This is a genomic window from Nonomuraea sp. 10N515B (assembly GCF_052245915.1).
In the GTDB taxonomy this organism is placed as follows: Bacteria; Actinomycetota; Actinomycetes; order Streptosporangiales; family Streptosporangiaceae; genus Nonomuraea.
This window is the reverse complement of the sequence record NZ_JBQQBQ010000049.1, coordinates 33016-48661: the sequence shown is the minus strand read 5'-3', so window position 1 is coordinate 48661 and position 15646 is coordinate 33016. Positions and strand designations below refer to the sequence as shown.

14 protein-coding genes are annotated in these 15646 nt (G+C 72.7%); 6 read left to right on the top strand and 8 right to left on the bottom strand.

Translation table 11 applies throughout. The features are described 5' to 3' along the window. The first annotated feature begins 89 nt into the window (after nt 1-89). Nucleotides 90-1064 carry an alpha/beta hydrolase gene (locus tag ACTWQA_RS44115; RefSeq protein ID WP_443164848.1) on the top strand — a complete coding sequence of 325 codons (975 nt, stop codon included), beginning with the start codon at nt 90-92 and terminating at the stop codon, nt 1062-1064. On the opposite strand, the gene ACTWQA_RS44110 is transcribed toward ACTWQA_RS44115, so the two are convergent. After that, nucleotides 1042-2094 (bottom strand): helix-turn-helix domain-containing protein, encoded by a 1053-nt coding sequence (locus tag ACTWQA_RS44110; RefSeq protein WP_443164847.1) that lies wholly within the window; start codon nt 2092-2094, stop codon nt 1042-1044. The genes ACTWQA_RS44115 and ACTWQA_RS44110 overlap by 23 nt on opposite strands. 67 nt (nt 2095-2161) lie before the next feature. Here ACTWQA_RS44110 and ACTWQA_RS44105 point away from each other — a divergent pair, with 67 nt between their 5' ends. The 3 genes from ACTWQA_RS44105 to ACTWQA_RS44095 all read left to right on the top strand — a co-directional run bounded on the left by ACTWQA_RS44105 (nt 2162) and on the right by ACTWQA_RS44095 (nt 5113). Then, the gene (locus ACTWQA_RS44105; RefSeq protein WP_443164846.1) at nt 2162-3265 is read left to right on the top strand and encodes an acyl-CoA dehydrogenase family protein; all 1104 of its coding nucleotides are present in this window, start codon (nt 2162-2164) and stop codon (nt 3263-3265) included. Continuing rightward, on the top strand, nt 3262-4230 hold the full coding sequence (locus ACTWQA_RS44100; RefSeq protein WP_443164845.1) for an acyl-CoA dehydrogenase family protein: 969 nt from the start codon (nt 3262-3264) through the stop codon (nt 4228-4230). Before ACTWQA_RS44105 ends, ACTWQA_RS44100 begins: the two co-directional genes overlap by 4 nt. A gap of 61 nt (nt 4231-4291) precedes the next feature. Next, nucleotides 4292-5113, top strand: a complete 822-nt coding sequence (locus ACTWQA_RS44095; RefSeq protein ID WP_443164844.1) for a TIGR03619 family F420-dependent LLM class oxidoreductase — start codon at nt 4292-4294, stop codon at nt 5111-5113. A gap of 18 nt (nt 5114-5131) precedes the next feature. Here the strand turns inward: ACTWQA_RS44095 and ACTWQA_RS44090 are convergent, their stop codons facing one another. The 7 genes from ACTWQA_RS44090 to ACTWQA_RS44060 all read right to left on the bottom strand — a co-directional run bounded on the left by ACTWQA_RS44090 (nt 5132) and on the right by ACTWQA_RS44060 (nt 14146). Beyond that, nucleotides 5132-7018: a CHAP domain-containing protein gene (locus ACTWQA_RS44090; protein ID WP_443164843.1), complete on the bottom strand. Its 1887-nt coding sequence runs from the start codon at nt 7016-7018 to the stop codon at nt 5132-5134. Nucleotides 7019-7291: 273 nt separating this feature from the next. Further along, on the bottom strand, nt 7292-8041 hold the full coding sequence (locus ACTWQA_RS44085; RefSeq protein ID WP_443164842.1) for a glucose 1-dehydrogenase: 750 nt from the start codon (nt 8039-8041) through the stop codon (nt 7292-7294). Beyond that, nucleotides 8028-10109 (bottom strand): acetate--CoA ligase family protein, encoded by a 2082-nt coding sequence (locus ACTWQA_RS44080; RefSeq protein ID WP_443164841.1) that lies wholly within the window; start codon nt 10107-10109, stop codon nt 8028-8030. The genes ACTWQA_RS44085 and ACTWQA_RS44080 overlap by 14 nt, the downstream gene beginning before the upstream one ends. After that, entirely contained in the window at nt 10106-11626 is a 1521-nt protein-coding gene (locus ACTWQA_RS44075) for a class I adenylate-forming enzyme family protein (protein WP_443164840.1), read from the bottom strand. Before ACTWQA_RS44075 ends, ACTWQA_RS44080 begins: the two co-directional genes overlap by 4 nt. 19 nt (nt 11627-11645) lie before the next feature. Beyond that, nucleotides 11646-11969 (bottom strand): VOC family protein, encoded by a 324-nt coding sequence (locus ACTWQA_RS44070; RefSeq protein WP_443164839.1) that lies wholly within the window; start codon nt 11967-11969, stop codon nt 11646-11648. Further along, nucleotides 11966-12328, bottom strand: a complete 363-nt coding sequence (locus ACTWQA_RS44065) for a Zn-ribbon domain-containing OB-fold protein (RefSeq protein ID WP_443164838.1) — start codon at nt 12326-12328, stop codon at nt 11966-11968. The genes ACTWQA_RS44070 and ACTWQA_RS44065 overlap by 4 nt, the downstream gene beginning before the upstream one ends. Before the next feature lie 48 nt (nt 12329-12376). Continuing rightward, nucleotides 12377-14146: a protein kinase domain-containing protein gene (locus tag ACTWQA_RS44060; RefSeq protein WP_443164837.1), complete on the bottom strand. Its 1770-nt coding sequence runs from the start codon at nt 14144-14146 to the stop codon at nt 12377-12379. Between the two features lie 168 nt (nt 14147-14314). On the opposite strand from ACTWQA_RS44060, the gene ACTWQA_RS44055 reads away from it, so the two are divergent. Next, a complete protein-coding gene (locus tag ACTWQA_RS44055; RefSeq protein WP_443164836.1) occupies nt 14315-14905 on the top strand; it encodes an isochorismatase family cysteine hydrolase in 591 nt (196 codons plus the stop codon). Beyond that, entirely contained in the window at nt 14905-15645 is a 741-nt protein-coding gene (locus ACTWQA_RS44050) for an SDR family NAD(P)-dependent oxidoreductase (protein WP_443164879.1), read from the top strand. Before ACTWQA_RS44055 ends, ACTWQA_RS44050 begins: the two co-directional genes overlap by 1 nt. The last annotated feature ends 1 nt before the right edge of the window (nt 15646 follow it).

Here is a 15646-nt window from a genome sequence, read left to right as displayed (position 1 = left end):
AACACCGCCGGATGGCGGTTGTGAACCACGGGTACGGGCTCCGACTATCAAGGAGTAGCGCTCCGTGACCCCGTGGAAAGGTGCAGCGCATGGCATACCACCCCAACCTGGATCCGGAAATCCGTGCCGCGATCGAGCGGACGCCGCTGCCGGCGCTCGACATGCCGAGCATGACGTACGAGGAGCTCGACGGGTTCCGGGCGCAGATCAACGCGTTCCTGGCCGCCGCGCCGCCGGTCGAGGCCCACGTGGTGATCGAGGACCGGCACGTGCCGGGACCCGACGGCGCGCCCGATGTCCGGGTCCGGATCTACCGCCCGGCGGGCGACAGCCGAGATACGGCCGACCGGCCGGGGCTCTACTGGATCCACGGCGGTGGAATGATCATCGGGGTGCCGGAGATCGATGACGCGATGATGATCGGCTATGTTGAGCAGCTCGGCATCGTCGTGGTCTCGGTGGACTACCGTCTGGCGCCGGAGAACCCCCATCCCGCCCCGGTCGAGGACTGCTACGCGGGCCTGGTGTGGACCGCCAAGGCGGCGGGCGAGCTGGGCATCGACCCGGCGAGGATCGCCGTCGGCGGCGCCAGCGCGGGCGGCGGGCTCGCCGCGGCGACCGTGTTGCTGGCCCGCGACCGGGGCGGGCCCGGCGTGGCGTTCCAGCTGCTGGTGTGCCCGATGCTGGACGACCGCAACATCACCCCGTCCAGCCACGAGTTCGCCGAGGCCATCGTCTGGGACAGGTCGGCGAACCTCTTCGGCTGGACCGCGCTGCTCGGCGACCGGGTCGGCACCGACGACGTGCCCCCGTACGCGGCTCCGGCCCGCGCCACCGACCTGTCGAGGCTGCCGCCGGCGTTCATCGACGTCGGTGAGCTGGAGGTGTTCAGGGACGAGGACCTCGACTACGCGCTGCGATTGTCGCAGGCCGGGGTGTCCACCGAGTTCCACCTCTACCCGGGTGCCTTCCACGGGTTCGACGGCATGGTGCCGGACGCCGAGCTCAGCAAGCGGGCCAAGGCGGCCAGGCTGGCCGCGCTCAAGCGGGCGTACGGCCTGTAGCGGAGTTCGCGCGGAGCCGGACCAGGGCGAGGGCCAGGTGGGCGCGCAGGCGTCCGGGCGCGTCGGCGAGCGAGAAGCCCAGCGCCGCCTCGGCGCGGGCGATGCGGGCGGCCATCGAGCTGTGGTGCAGGTGCATGGCGGTGGCCGCGCCGCGGATCGAGCCGGCCAGGCACAGCGCCCGCACCGCGGCCGTCGCCTCGTCGCCGAGCCGTTCCATCGCCCGGACGTCGGCCAGCCCGGCCGGCGCCGCCTCCGGCAGGTCGGCGAACAATGCCAGCGCGCCCAGCTCCGACCAGCGCATCACCCGGTCGTGCGGGCCGGTGAAACGCAGCGCCGTACGCGCGGCGGCCCACGACTCGGCCGCCCGCGCGCCGGGCAGCGCGGGTCCGATGCCCACCCGTGCCCCGTCGGGCAGCGCGGAATCCGCCAGGTTGGTCGCCACCAGAACGGCCTCGGTGTCGCCGATCCTGGCCTCGCGCACCTGGTGCCCCATCGTGCGCAGCCCGGCCGCCAGTCCGTTGTCGGAGGGCAGCGCGATCGCCAAGGCCTGCAGCGGAGCGGACGGGCTGAAACCGAGCAGGCGCAGCTCCCGGGCCCGCTCCGCCTCGCCGGTCTCGGCCGACAACACCAGCTCGACCAGCGCCGGGTCCTGACCCGCCTGCGCCAGAGCGGCGGCTCGTTCCAGCGTGACCTCGGCGGCGGCCGCGTACCGTTCGAGCACGATCTCGTCGAGCCCGTGCGCCGCGCCCTCGCGTTCCATCCAGACCGACCCGAGCCCGGAGCTCAGCTCTCTGACCTCGGCGGGGGACGTCGCGGGCGTGTCCACGGCGCCTCCGGGCGAGGTGCGGATGCGCCGGCCGGTGGCCGCGTCGAACAGCCCGACCGGGCACTGCGCCAGCCGCGCCGTGGCGGCCAGCAGCACGGGCGCGCTCACATGGTCGCGGAGCAGCGAGTCGAAGTACGCGATGACCCGCACGGCGCTCTCCGCGTCGGCGTCCAGCGTGGACAGCCGCAGCAGTAGTCCCTGCACAGCCACCAGAGTAGTTCGGTGAACGGCGGCCTGGCGAGCGAACCAAGCGTGCGCTAGGTTGGTAGTCGTGGATCTCGACTTCTCCCCGGCCGAACGGGACTTCCGCGCCGAGGTTCGCGCCTGGCTGAGCACGCACGCGCCGGGACCGCTCCCGTCCATGGACACCCCCGAGGGCTTCGCGGCGCACCGCGCGTGGGAGGCGCGGCTGGCCGCCGCGCGGCTGTCCGTCGTCTCCTGGCCCGAAGAGTACGGCGGGCGCGGCGCCTCCCTGATCGAATGGCTTATCTTCGAGGAGGAGTACTGGGCCGCCGGCGCCCCCGCCCGCGTCACCCAGAACGGGATCTTCCTGCTGGCGCCGTGCCTGATGCGGTTCGGCACGCCGGAGCAGCGTGCGCGCTGGCTGCCGCGGATGGCCAGGGGTGACGACGTGTGGGCACAGGCCTGGTCGGAGCCGGAGGCGGGCAGCGACCTCGCCGCGCTGACGTCCCGGGCCGAGCCCGTGCCCGGCGGCTGGCGGCTGTACGGGCACAAGACGTGGAGCTCGCGGGCCGCGTACGCCAGCCACGGGTTCGGCCTCTTCCGCACGTCGGGGACGCGGCACAAGGGGCTGACGTACTTCATGTTCCCGCTGGACGACGTCGCGGTCCGGCCGATCGCGCAGCTCGACGGCCTGCCCGGCTTCGCCGAGCTGCACTTCGACGGCGTGTTCGCCGACGAGTCGATGGTGCTGGGCGAGGTCGGAGAGGGGTGGCGGATCGCGATGGCCACGACCTCCTCCGAACGCGGACTCACGCTGCGCAGCCCCGGCCGCTTCCTGGCCACCGCCGACCGGCTCGTCACGCTGGCCCGGGACGCCGGCGACCCGGCGCTCGCCGATCGGGCCGCCCGGTGCTGGGTGGAGGCGGAAGCGTACCGGCTGCACACCTTCGGGACCGCACGCACGATCATGGCGGGGGCGGAGGTCGGCGCGGCGGCCAGCATGGGCAAGGTCTTCTGGTCCGAGCTGGACCTGCGGATGCACGCGCTGGCCATGGAGCTGCTGGGGGAGCGGGCGGGGGAGACGCCGTGGCTGGACGGGTTCCTGTTCTCGCTCGCCGGGCCCATTTACGCGGGCACGAACGAGATCCAGCGCAACATCATCGCCGAGCGGGTTCTGGGGTTGCCGCGATGACCATGAACTTCGGCTTCACCGACGAGCAGCTCGCGCTCGCCGCGACCGTGCGTGACGTGCTCCGGGCACACTGCCCGCCGGCCGTGTTGCGGTCGGAGCGGCGGCCGGGGTGGGAGCAGCTGGCCGCGCTGGGGTTCTTCGGGCTGCTCCTGCCGCCGGAGAGCGACGGGCTGGGGCTCGGCCTGGCCGACCTGGTGCCCGCGCTGGAGGAGACGGGGCGCGCGTGCCTTCCCGGGCCTGTCGTGGAGACCGCCGTCGCGGCGCCGTCCCTGGTGGCGGGCGCCCCGAAGCTGGCCTCAGGGGCCGTGTGCGTGAGCGTGCTGCTGCCTGGGCAGGTGTACGCGCCGGACGCCGATCTCGCCGACCTGATCGTCGTGGCCGGGAGCGACGGCCTGCGGCTGGTCACCAGGGAGTCGGCCCGCCTCACGCCCCGGCCGGGCGTCGATCCGTGCCGGCCGCTGTTCGAGGTGGCCTTCGAGGACTCCGAACGGCTGGGCGGATCGGCCGGGCCGGCGCTACGGCGGGCCACGGTGGCGACCGCCGCGCAGCTCATCGGCGTCGCCAGGGAGCTGCTGGCGGTCTCGGTGGCCTACGCCCGGATGCGGAGGCAGTTCGGGGCCGCGATCGGGTCGTTCCAGGCGGTCAAGCACCAGCTCGCCGATGTGGCCGTGGCCGTCGAGTTCGCGGCGCCGCTGGTGTACCGGGCCGCGCTGGCAGTGGATGGGGACGTCGCCACAGTCGAGCGGGACGTGAGCGCCGCCAAGGCCGCCGCTGGGGAGGCCGCCACGTTCGCCGCCCGGGTGGCGCTGCAGGTGCACGGGGCCATCGGGTACACCGAGGAGCTGGATCTCCGGTTCTGGATCGCCCGGGCCTGGTCGCTGTCGGCCGCGTACGGCACCACGGCCGCTCATCGCGAGCGCATACGCGCCGCCGTACTGGACGGCAACGTGCGGAGGTACCCGTGAGGCGGGGCCGGCGGTGTGCTGAGGTGCCTGTGAGGCGCGGCGGCGGTGCGGGGAGGCTTCGGTGAAGTTCGGCGTGCCGCTCGGGCTGCTCCATCCGGCCGCGTGGAAGGACGTCGCGGTGGCCGCCGACGAGCTGGGGTTCGAGTCGGTGTGGCTGCCCGAGCACCTCGTCTTCGCCACGGATCTGTCGCTCGCCGCCTACCCGGGCACGTCCGCGCCGGCGATCAAGCCCGCGACGCCGCTGTTCGACGCCCCCGCGTACCTGTGCTGGCTGGCGGCGCTCACCTCGCGCGTCAGACTCGGCACGGCGGTGCAACTGCTCGCCCTGCGCCACCCGTTCGTGTCCGCGCGCGCCTTCGCGACCCTGGACGTGGTCTCGGGCGGGCGGGCCGTCTGCGGGGTCGGGGCCGGCTGGTACCGGGGGGAGTGGGAGGCGTCCGGGATTCCCTTCGGCACGCGGGGGGCGCGGCTGGACGAGGCGATCGAGGTGGTCAGGCGCCTCTGGAGCGAGCCCGTGGTCGCCCACTCCGGGAGGTTCTACTCCTTCCCCGAGGTCGCCTTCGAGCCGAAGCCGGTGCAGCGGCGGCTGCCCGTGCTCGCGGGCGGCGAGTCGCCGGCCGCGCTGCGCCGGGCGGCGCGGCTCTGCGACGGGTGGATCAGCATGCCGCACACCCTCGAGTCGATCAAGCCTCAGCTCGACCGGCTCGGCGCCGGGGTCCCCGTGACCGCGCACGCCTATGCGCTGGCCTCGCCCGAGGAGGTGCCCGCCTGGGCGGCGCTGGGCGTCGAACGCCTCATCGTCCGCCCCTGGACCCGCAGCCGCGACGCCGTGGCCGGCCTGATCACCTTTGCCGAGCGGTACGGGGTCGGCGGCGAAGGCTGATACGGCATGCCCCGGGGCTCAGGCGCGGTGTCGGCCCCTGCTGGGGCGTCCGGTGGAGGTGGCGCTGATCGCGCCCACCAGCTCGCGGTCGTGGTGCCGGGGAGAGGACGGCGGGAACCCGGTCGTGCGGTGACGGCGGCCGCGCGGGGGGAGGTCGGTGGGGAGGGCGGTGAACCGCTCCTCGGCGGAGGGATCCTGACGCCGGCGACGCCCTCGGTAGGACGCCGAGCCGATGTCCGAGGAGTTGAGGATGTCCCCGCCAGGGACGGCGCTCCCGACCGGCGTGAAGGCGTCGAACGCGCTGGTCGCCCCCGGGATGACGACCCGCCGGAAAGGTCCGGCGTCGACGATGACGGGACCGGCGTCGCGATCGGGCCGCCCAGCGCGTCCGATCGCGCCGGCGCCAAGAGCCGGCTCGATCGGGCCCGTGCCAAGAGCCGGCGCGAACGGGTCGACGTCGCGGATGCGCTGCAACGGCCCGGTCTCGTCGGTGAACTCGAACCGGCTCCTGTCGAAGTCGGGCTCGACCGGATCGGCGTCGCGGATGCGCCGCATGGGGCCGGTTTCCCAGCAGGGCTCGAAGGGGCCGGTGTCGAGGGGCGCGTCGAAGGCAGGCGTGAGTGGACGCGTGTCGGCGGCGGGGCGATCGGCGGTCCGGCGCGGCGGGGCGTCCGCGAACGGGTCGAAGGGCCGGGTGCCGAGCAGTTGCCGCACCTGCTCGGACGCCTGGCCGGCGCCGGACGGCACGGAGACGCGGCCGGCCACGGGTGCTTCGGCGCCTGAGACGGTGAGCTCGGCGATCAACTCGGCGTCGGCGGGGACGGCAGGTCGTTCGGGGGCGGCGGTGGGCTCGAGGGGGTCACGGAGTTGCGTGGTCCACAGAGGGGCGTCGGCGGGCGCGCCGGAGCTCGCACGGCGCCTGCGGCGGCGGCGTCGATGGTTCGCGGCCGGGCGGGCGGCCGCGTCGGCGGCCGAGACCGTGGCCGGGCGTACCCGGGAATGGCGGGTCTTGGCGACGGCGAGCAGGGCCAGTGCGGCGATCAGGGCCGAGCCGATCAGCGTCGGCGAGTCCACCGTGGGCAGCGCACTGGTGACGGAGGTGTCGACGTGCGTGGGGAGCGGCTCGGCGGTGGCCGACGTGGTGTCGGCGGTGGACGGCTTGGCGTGCTTGCCCTTCGCGACGCCCTTGCCCGCGGCGGACGAGGAAGAGGTCGCGGCAGGTGCCGGAGCCGCCTCCTGGGTCTTCTCGGCGGAGGTCCGGGTGGGCTCGGGGCGGGCCGCGAGCGGAGGCTTGGCGGCTTCTTCGCGCTCGCCTTGGGGGATGTGGGACGTGAGCGAGCCCCCCGGCAGCTGCAGCACGCCCACGTCGGTGCCGGGCCCGGGCGGGAGCGACGCCTGCTCCTCAGCCTTCTTCTTGGCCTCCGCGGCCTCCCGGGCCGCGTCCTCGTCCAGGCGGGCCTTGATCTGCTCCGGGTACCCGTAGCCGACGACCTTGCTGGTGTCACGTTCCTTACGTTTGGCGACGCCTCCGTCGATGTTCCCCTCGATGGTGAAGATCGTGCCGCCTTCGACCCTGGTGACGACACCGACGTGGTCGATGTTGTCGACGTCGTTCGACCCGCTCCAGTCGTAGTAGACGAACGCGCCGGGCTTGGGCTTCTTGCCCCAGGCTCCCTGCTCCTTGAACCACTTGGCGTGCGCCACCGTCCACGCGAACTGCCCGACCCACTCCTCGTAGCCGAGCTTGTGCGCGGCCCAAGAAAGGTACATCTCACACCAAGGGGCGCCGCTGTAATCGGCGTCGAACTCGACGTTCTTGCCGTACCACTCGCCGAACTTGGTGTATCCGCTGGCCCTCTCGGCATAGCCGAGCTGGCCCTCGAGCAACTCGATGAACTTCTGCATCTCTGGCGTCATGGAAGCGTGGGGAAACCTTCCGGGCATGCCGGTTTTATCCACGCAGCCTTGGGTAAAGGGGGCAACCAGGGACACGTGTGACAAAACCAGAGGCTTGTCGCTGTCGGGATGAGCTGAGGCTACCGTGCCGTAAGTGCAGGTCAAGCACACACCAAGAGATGGTCACGTCTTGGTCAGCTACGTAAGCCCAGGTCAGGATGCTGCCAGAAATGTCCAAACAGGGGTGGTTTAACCCAAAAAGATCTACCTTGAGGTGCTAACTCAGTATCCCGCGCCGGTCAGCAGGCCGCCGTCCACGGTGAACTCGCTCCCCGTGCAGTAACTGGCCCGGTCAGAGGCCAGGAACGCCACCACATGCGACACCTCCACCGGCTTGGCGAAGCGCTTGATGACCATGGACTTGACGAACGCCTCCGCGTCCACTTCCTGTGCCATGTCCGGGTCCATGGCCATCGCGGTATTGATCGCACCCGGGTGCACCGAGTTCACTCGGATCTTGAACCGGGCCAGCTCGCGGGCCGCCGACTTGGTGATGCCCCGGATCCCGAACTTCGAGGCCGCGTACGCCGACAACCCCTCGGCGCCGACGAAGCCCTCGATCGACGAGATGTTCACGATCGCGCCCCGCCCGGCCGCCTTCATGGGCTCGATCACCGACTTGATCCCCAGCCAGGTGCCCTTGAGGTTGACGTCGACGATCTGGTCGAAGTCCTCGAGTGACATGTCGGCGATCCGGCGAAATTTCAGGATCCCGGCGTTGTTGACCAGCACGTCCAGCTTGTCGTGCATCTCGACCGCCGTCGCGACCGCACGCTCCCACTCGGCCGGGCTCCGCACGTCGTGGTGGACGTACGTGGCGCCGGTCTCCTCCGCCAGCGCCTTGCCCTCCTCGTCCAGCACGTCCCCGAAGACCACCCGCGCGCCTTCCGCGAGGAACAGTCGCACGTGCGCCGCGCCCATACCCCGCGCCCCGCCCGTGATGAGCGCGACCTTGCCGTCAAGCATCCCCATAACGACCTCCAGCCGCGATGGCCCCAGCGATGGCTGCTGAGGCCGCCTCCATGGTCCGGTAGACGGGGATCCCGGCCGCCGCCGCGATCCGCCGCACCTCGTCCTCGACACCCGCGGGCGCGCACTCGCCGTTCCTGGTGACCAGGGTGACCCGAGTGCGCGGCAGCGCGTCCTGCGCCCCGGCCAGCGCCCGCGTGTAGGCGTACAAGGGCTGGGCCGCGTTCCCGTACGTGAAGAACGCCTGGACGTTCACATGGGCCACGACGTCGCGGCACGGCCGTCGCCGGACGATCGCGTCGATCACCTCCGGCACCAGCCCGGCCCGCCCGAGCGGCCCCACGGGCACCTCCAGAGGGTTGCCGGACGCCGCCACGCCGAGCCCGCGCAGCTCCTCCAGCACGTCGCCGGGCAGCGGGTCGAGCCGTACCCCGGCCGCGTCGAACGCGTCCGCCGCCAGCACGCTCGCGCCCCCGCTCGGTCCCACCACCAGCACCCCGTCACCCTCGGTGAGGCGGGAGCCGTGCGCCTGGAAGAACGCCAGCACCCCGATCAGGTCATCCTGGCTGGACACCAGCGCGGCCCCGGCCTGCGCGGCCACCGTCTCCCAGATTCGCCGGTCGCTGACCAGGCCGCCGGTGTGCGAGGCGGCCGCCTGCTGCCCCTGCCCGCTGCGCCCGCCCACCAGCAGCACCACGGGCAGGTCGGTCGCGCGCAGAGCGTCGTACAACTCCCTGCCGTCGCGCGGGTCCTCCAGGTACAGTCCGACGGCTCCCGTCTCCGGATCGGTGGCGAGCCAGCGCAGCAGCTCGGCCGGGGTGACGTCGGCCGCGTTCCCCACGGTGACGACCCGGCTGAACGCCAGCCCGCGCTGTTCCCCGACCTTGATCACCTCACCGGCGAGCCCGCCGCTCTGCGAGATCAGCGCGACCGATCCGGCGGGGCCGAGCCCGCCGCCGACGAAGGTCTGCCGGCCGCGCGGGCAGTAGACCCCCATGCAGTTGGGGCCGAGCAGGCGCGTCCCCGCCGCGCGGGCGGCCTCGACCAGCTCGTCCTCCAGCCCGGCGCGGCCCGCCTCCGCGAAGCCGCCGCTCATCACCTGCACGAACGGCACGCCTGCGGCCTGCCGCACCACGCCGGGGCACCGTTCGGCCGGTACGGCGACCAGCGCGTAATCGACATCCGCGTGCGCCAGCGACGGCACCGCCCGCACCCCGGCCACCTCATCCGCTTCGGGGTGCACGGCGACCAGCGGGATTCCGGCGGCCTTGTAGAAGTCGAGGAACATGTTCCCGAAGTTCGGCCTGGTGGTGGAGGCCCCGACCACGGCCACCGCCTTCGGCTCGAAGAGCGGCAGGAAGTCCGCGGTGTCCCGGCCGGCCGCAGGCTCCCCGGGCTCGGCGGGGACGTAGCGCGCGTCGACCGCCACCACGCCCGACGGGCCCGCGATGACCGGGTTCAGCTCGAACTCGCCCAGCTCGAGCCGCTCCCACAACCCACCGGGACCGCCGACCGTCATGAGCAGCTTGACCAGGGCGTCCACGTCCACGGGCGGCGTTCCGCGGAAGCCGTGCAGGAGCGGAGCCCCCCGCAGTGAGGCCAGCATGCGCCGCGCGTCCCGCTCCGAGACCGGGCACAGCCCCAGCGCCGTGTCCCGCAACGCCTCCGTCCATATCCCGCCGAGCCCCGCCAGCAGCACCGGGCCGAACGCGACGTCCCTGACCACGCCCACGATCAGCTCCACCCCGGCGGCCGCCTGCTCCTCGACCAGGAAGCCCGCGACGCCGGGCAGTCTGGAGCGCATCTTCATGGCCGCCGCCGGCAGGTCCGCCGCGCGCAGGCCGAGCACGACGGCCCCGGCATCCGACTTGTGCACCAGCCCAGGACCGAACGCCTTCAGCGCCAACGGCTCGGCGAGCCCCGCAGCCGCCGTGAAGTCCAGATCCCCACCGGCCGGGATGTCCGGCTCACCGCCGGCCGCGCCGTCCCGGCCACGGATGACGACGCCGCGCGGCACCGGCACCCCGGCCTCGCTCAGCAGCGCCTTGACCTCATGTTCGTAGACGCTCACGCCGGCAGGTGCCCGTACTGCTCGCGGATCTCCCGGCGCAGCAGTTTGCCCGGCCCGCCCGAGGCGTCCTGCGAGTGCGGCAGCTCCTCGGCCACCACGATGTGATCGGGCCGCTGATGGGCGGGGAGGGAGTCGGCCAGGGCGAGCGCCAGCTTGGAGGCGTCCAGCGAATGCCCGGCCCGCGGCACGACGGCCAGCAGGATCCGCTGCTCGGACGCCCCCTCGGGCACCCCGACCGCGCCGGCCTCGGCCACCCCGTCCAGGGCGGAGGCGGCCTCCTCGATCGCGACCGGCTGCGACCACACGCCGCCCTTGAGTATCGAGTCCTCCCGCCGGCCCAGCACGCGCAGCACGCCGTCGGCGGAGAGCGTGCCGAGGTCGCCGCCCACGTACCACTCGCCGCGCAGCACCTCCGCGGTCTTGTCCGGGAGGCCGTCGTACTCGGTCATCCGATGCGGACCAGCCAGGTTGATCTCGCCGACCTCGTCGACCACCCGGTTCCCCTGCGGGTCCGTGATCCGCACGGCGTTCCCGGTACGGGCCCGCCCGGAGGACCCCAGCGGCGTCGAGCCGTCGTCCACCCGCCCCATGCACGTGTACGGGGCCTCGGTCTGCCCGTAGTACGAGAACACGCCCGCCTGCGGCAGCCTGGCCTTGATCCGGTCCAGCATGGTGGCGGTCAGCGGCTCCCCGCCCAGCATGATCACCTGGATCGACGACAGGTCCACGCCCTCGTGCTCCGCCGAGCCCAGCAGGGCGGCGTAGAACGACGGGATCTGGGACACATGCGTGACCCGCTCGCGGGGGACGACCCGCAGGAAGTTCGCCGGACCCCAGTCCTGCTCCAGCACCAGCCGCATCCCCGCGTAGAGCGCGGGCCCGACGATCGCGGGGAAGCCGATGCCCCAGATGATCGCGCCCGTGCCGAACACCGAGTCGGGGCCGCGCGGCACGTCCAGCCAGATCTGCGCGGTCGCCAGCGACGACGCGTGCGTGTGCACGACCGCCTTCGGCAGCCCGGTCGTTCCCGAGGTGTAGTAGAGGGCGAGCGGGTCGTCGTGGAAGCCCGCCGTCGGCGGCTCCTCGTCGGATGCCCCCGTCAGGTCCGCCGCGTTGATCCACTTCGTCACACCCGGCAGCGACCCCTTGATCTGCTCCACCACCTGCTCGACCGTCGCGTCATAGACGAACGCCGTGCACCCCGAGGCCGCCACGACGTCACGCAACGTCTCCACCGGCCAGTACGGGTTCAGCGCCGCCGTGACCGCCCCGATCTTGGCCTGCGCCAGGTAGACCTCGGCCACCAGCAGCGTCTCGTTGAGCAGCGCCGCCACCCGCTGCCCCGGCGTGATCCCCTGGGCCAGGAGGGCGTTGGCGCGGCGGTTGACGTTCCTGTTCAGCTCGTCGTAGGTGAAGCTCTGCTCGCCGCAGTACGTCAGCGCCACCCGGTCGGGCGTGCGCATGGCGTCGGCGGTCAAGATCGCATGGCCGTAGTTGCCGTAGGGTGATCGCGCCATGGGGGGGTGCCTCCAGTTTTCAGAGGGGCGAATAGAGCACGAAGACGTTTCCTGAGGGATCGCGCAGCACGGCCCGCATCTCATGCGGCCCCGCCTCGGGCCCGCGCACCACCTCGGCGCCGCGCTCGGACAGCTCCCGCACGGCCACCGCCACGTCGTCCACCTTGTACGACGGCGCCGCCGACCCGGTGACGTGCTCGGCGGGACCGGCCAGCGCCACGGTGACCCCGCCGCCGTCCAGCGCCGCGAACCTGTCGCCGTCCCTGAACTTCACCGGCAGCCCGTAGAAGGCGATCGCCTCGTCCAGGTCGGCGACGGGGATCAGCACGTTGCCGAGCTTCACGCGGGCCTCCAATGCGGTAATTCGTCCACGAACGTCACCCGCACCGGCATCCCGATGCGGACGTCCTCCGGCGCGCACTCCACCACGTGCCCGAAGGCGCGGGCACCCTCCGGCAGGTCCACCCAGGCCATCACGTACGGCTCCCGTCCCCGGTAGGCGGGCGCGAACGAGCGATGCACCACCGTGAACGTGTGCACCACGCCCTCACCGGAGACCGGCTCGAACACGAGCTCGCCGCCGCCACACCAAGGACACGCCGCCTCGGGAAGGTGGACGCGCCGGTCGCAGGCCGTACAGCGCTGGATGACCAGCTCGCCGCGCGCGCAGGTGGCCAGGTAGGCGGAGGTGTCGGCGCTCATCGCTTGCCAAGCTAGCGCACGCTTGGTTACCGGGCAAGGGTCCGTCCCTCAGGGGTCGGCCGGGTCAGCGGAAACCTCTTCCGTGGCGGTCACCGGCGGCTGCGCCGAGGGGTCGGTGGAGAGCCGGGCCACCGGCCCGTTCGTCGGCTCCGGGTCCGACGGGGTCGGGGTGCCGATGGCGGAGGTGCTCCGCTCCTCCGTCGGCGCAGGCGTCGGCGTGGCGGACCGGGTCGGGGAGGGCGCAGGGCAGGCGGGGCCGTCCACGGCCGCCTCGCTCACCTGCGGTCCGTTCCCCGATGCCGGCTCCGTCATCACCAGAATCCCGAAATGCGCCCGACGACCGCACGCCACGTCCCCTGGGTCGTGCGTGACGCTGCTGGTGTAGACCGTGTTGCCGCGCAGCGTCCGGCTCTCCTGCCGGACCGTCCGCGCCGGCGCGTCGTCCCCGTCCCGCCGCGTGTACGTGATCCGCAGCCGCACCGGCCCCGTCCCGTTCGCCGCCACCCTGATCGAGCCGTTCGTGCCGCTCCACTGCACGATGCTGGCCGCCTGCACCGCGGGCGCCGCGAGCTCCGGCACGCCGGTCCCCGCCTGCCCGTTGGTGGGCGGCGGAGGGGGTGAAGTGGTGACGGGAGGCGGGGGCGCCTGGGTCGTCGGCGGTGCGGCCGTGGTGCGCCGTGGCGCGGGGGATGTCGTCCTGGTGGGGCCGGACGTGGTGGTGGCGTCGGCCGGGGAGGGCGCGGGCTCGCTCCGCTCCTCGGGCGGCGGCATGAGGATCGCGCCCGGCCCCGGCGGCAGCCGCCCGCCCGACAACACCAGCGCGATCGCCACGGCCACGACCGTCGCGCCCGCCACCCACAGGTGCGGCGGCAGCCTGGGCATGCTCATGATCCGCTCGCGCAGGGTGATCGTGGCGGTGCCGCTGTCGTGATCGGTCCTGGCGAGGGGGAAGCGCAGGGCCAGCAACGTGGCCAGCTCCGCCAGGTGGCGCCGACCGCGTTTCTCCCAGTCGGGGCCGTACCCGGCGACCGCGTCCTCCTCCAGCTCCGCCGTGAACTGCCGGGCGGAGGCGTACCTGACCGCCGGGTCCTTGGCCATCCCCCGCCTCAGCAGGTCGCGCAGCGTGTCCGGCACGACCTCCAGCGGCACCGGCTCCACCAGGTGCTTGTCCCGGATGGCCGGGACGTCGAGCTCCGTCTCCTCGCCTTCCTTGTACGCGCGGAAGGGCGGCCGTCCCTTGACGGCCTCGAACAGCACGCACGCGGCCGCGTACAGATCGGCGGAGGGCCCGGCTTGGTGCCGTGTCCACAGCTCGGGCGACATGTAGGCGGGGGTCCCCGCGGGCACGCCGGGCTCCTCGGCGTGCACCACGATGCCGAAGTCGGCCAGCTTGGTGGTGCCGTCCGCCTGGACCAGGACGTTGTCCGGCTTGACGTCGCGGTGCGGCACGCCCTTCTCGTGGGCCGCGGCCAGGGCCAGCAGCGTGCTCTTGAGCACGGCCAGGGCGGCTTCGGGACTGGTCCTGCCGTGTTCGGCCAGCAGGGTACGCAGCGACACGCCGTCGACCAGCTCCATGACCACGGCCGCTCGGGTCGGGGTCTCGACGTACTCGTAGAACCTGACGACGTTCGGGTCGTCGATCTCCACGAGCTGGTGGGTGTCCGACCGGAAGCGGTCCATGAACTCGGTGTCCCTGCGCAGGGTGGCGTTCAGGTACTTGATCGCCACGTAGGCGCCGGTCGATTGGTAGGTGGCGAGGAACACGCGGCCGGTGTGGCCGGCGCCGAGCTGGCGTACTTCACGGTAACCAGGGACCAAGTCCTACCCCCAAAGGCAGCCGTCTTCCGATTCGACGGTCTCACCCGGGGTTCGGGTTGTCACGAGTGAACATATTTCGCCCTGTGTTAACCCTGAATAACCCTGTGTGGTGAATGATATGCTCGCCCGTACCAAGCAAGCGCTCGGCTAATAAGGCGGGAGGCGCCGGTGGAGGGCGTGGCCGTGCTCGTGATGGAGATGCAGCGGGGCGTCGTCGGTGATCTCACGAAATTTCCGGACCTGGTGGCTGCCTGCGAGCGGCACGACGTCGTGGCCAACACCGCCCGGCTCCTCCACACCGCCAGGGCGGCCGGGCTCCCGGTGATCCACTGCACGGCCGCCTTCCGCCCGGACCGGGCCGGCTCGCACACCGCCAACTGCCCGTTCATCATCTCCCTGCTCAAGGACCCGGACCACATGCTGGAGGGCACGGCCGCGGTCGAGGTGCTGCCCGAGTTGCGGGAGCCGGGCGATCTGGAGAGCCGCCGGCATCACGGGTTCTCGCCGTTCACCGGCACCCCGCTCGACATGACGTTGCGCTCGCTCGGCGTCTCCTCCGTGGTGGCGGCCGGGGTCTCGCTCAACCTCGGCATCCCCGGGCTGGCGCTGGAGGCCGTGAACCTCGGTTACCGGGTGACGGTCGTCACGGACGCGGTGGCGGGCATCCCCGAGGAGTACGCGCGGGCCGTACTGAGAAACACGATCAGCCTGCTCGCCACCCGCGCGACGGCCGCGGACCTGATCGAGACGTGGAAATGATGGACGGGCTGCGCCTGGACGGGCGCGTGGCCGTCGTCACCGGGGGAGCGGGCGCGATCGGCGCGGCCATCGCGGCGGACCTGGCCGCGCTCGGCGCGCGGGTGGTGCTCGCCGATGTGGACCTGCCGAACGCCGAGAAGGCGGCCGCCGGCCTGCCGGGAGCGCGGGCGGCGGCTGTGGACCTGGCCTCGCCTGCGTCCGTGGAGGCGTTCGCCGGCGCCGTGGGGGACGTCGACGTGCTGGTGCACAACGCCGGAGTGGCGATCGTGGAGCCGTTCACCGCGAGCGATCCGGCGGGCTGGGACCTCATGTGGCAGGTCAACCTGCGCGGGCCGATGTTGCTGACCAAGCTGCTGCTGCCCGGCATGATGGCCAGGCGGTGGGGGCGGCTGGTGTTCATCTCCTCCGACGGCGCCAGGGCCGGCTCGGGCGGCGAGGGCGCCTACGCCGCCACCAAGGCAGGACTGTTCGGGCTGGCCAAGACGCTCGCCCGCGAGGCCGCCAAGGCCCAGGTCACCTCGAACGTGGTCTGCCCTGGCCCGACCGACACGCCCATGCTGCGGCGGGTGTCGGCGGCCGAGCCCGGGCTGGTCGACAAGATCGCACGGGGCATCCCGCTGCGCCGCCTCGGCACGCCGGCCGACGTGGCGGGGCTGGTCGCCTACCTCTGCACGGATCGCGCCGCCTACATCACCGGCCAGACGTTGTCGGTGAGCGGCGGCGTCACCATGCACGGATGAA

Excerpts from the sequence above, each read along its gene's own strand:
- ACTWQA_RS44075 (WP_443164840.1), bottom strand. The coding sequence starts at position 11,626 with ATGGCGCGATCACCCTACGGCAACTACGGCCATGCGATCTTGACCGCC.
- ACTWQA_RS44050 (WP_443164879.1), top strand. The coding sequence starts at position 14,905 with ATGGACGGGCTGCGCCTGGACGGGCGCGTGGCCGTCGTCACCGGGGGA.
- ACTWQA_RS44100 (WP_443164845.1), top strand. The coding sequence starts at position 3,262 with ATGACCATGAACTTCGGCTTCACCGACGAGCAGCTCGCGCTCGCCGCG.
- ACTWQA_RS44115 (WP_443164848.1), top strand. The coding sequence starts at position 90 with ATGGCATACCACCCCAACCTGGATCCGGAAATCCGTGCCGCGATCGAG.
- ACTWQA_RS44065 (WP_443164838.1), bottom strand. The coding sequence starts at position 12,328 with ATGAGCGCCGACACCTCCGCCTACCTGGCCACCTGCGCGCGCGGCGAG.
- ACTWQA_RS44090 (WP_443164843.1), bottom strand. The coding sequence starts at position 7,018 with ATGCAGAAGTTCATCGAGTTGCTCGAGGGCCAGCTCGGCTATGCCGAG.
- ACTWQA_RS44085 (WP_443164842.1), bottom strand. The coding sequence starts at position 8,041 with ATGGGGATGCTTGACGGCAAGGTCGCGCTCATCACGGGCGGGGCGCGG.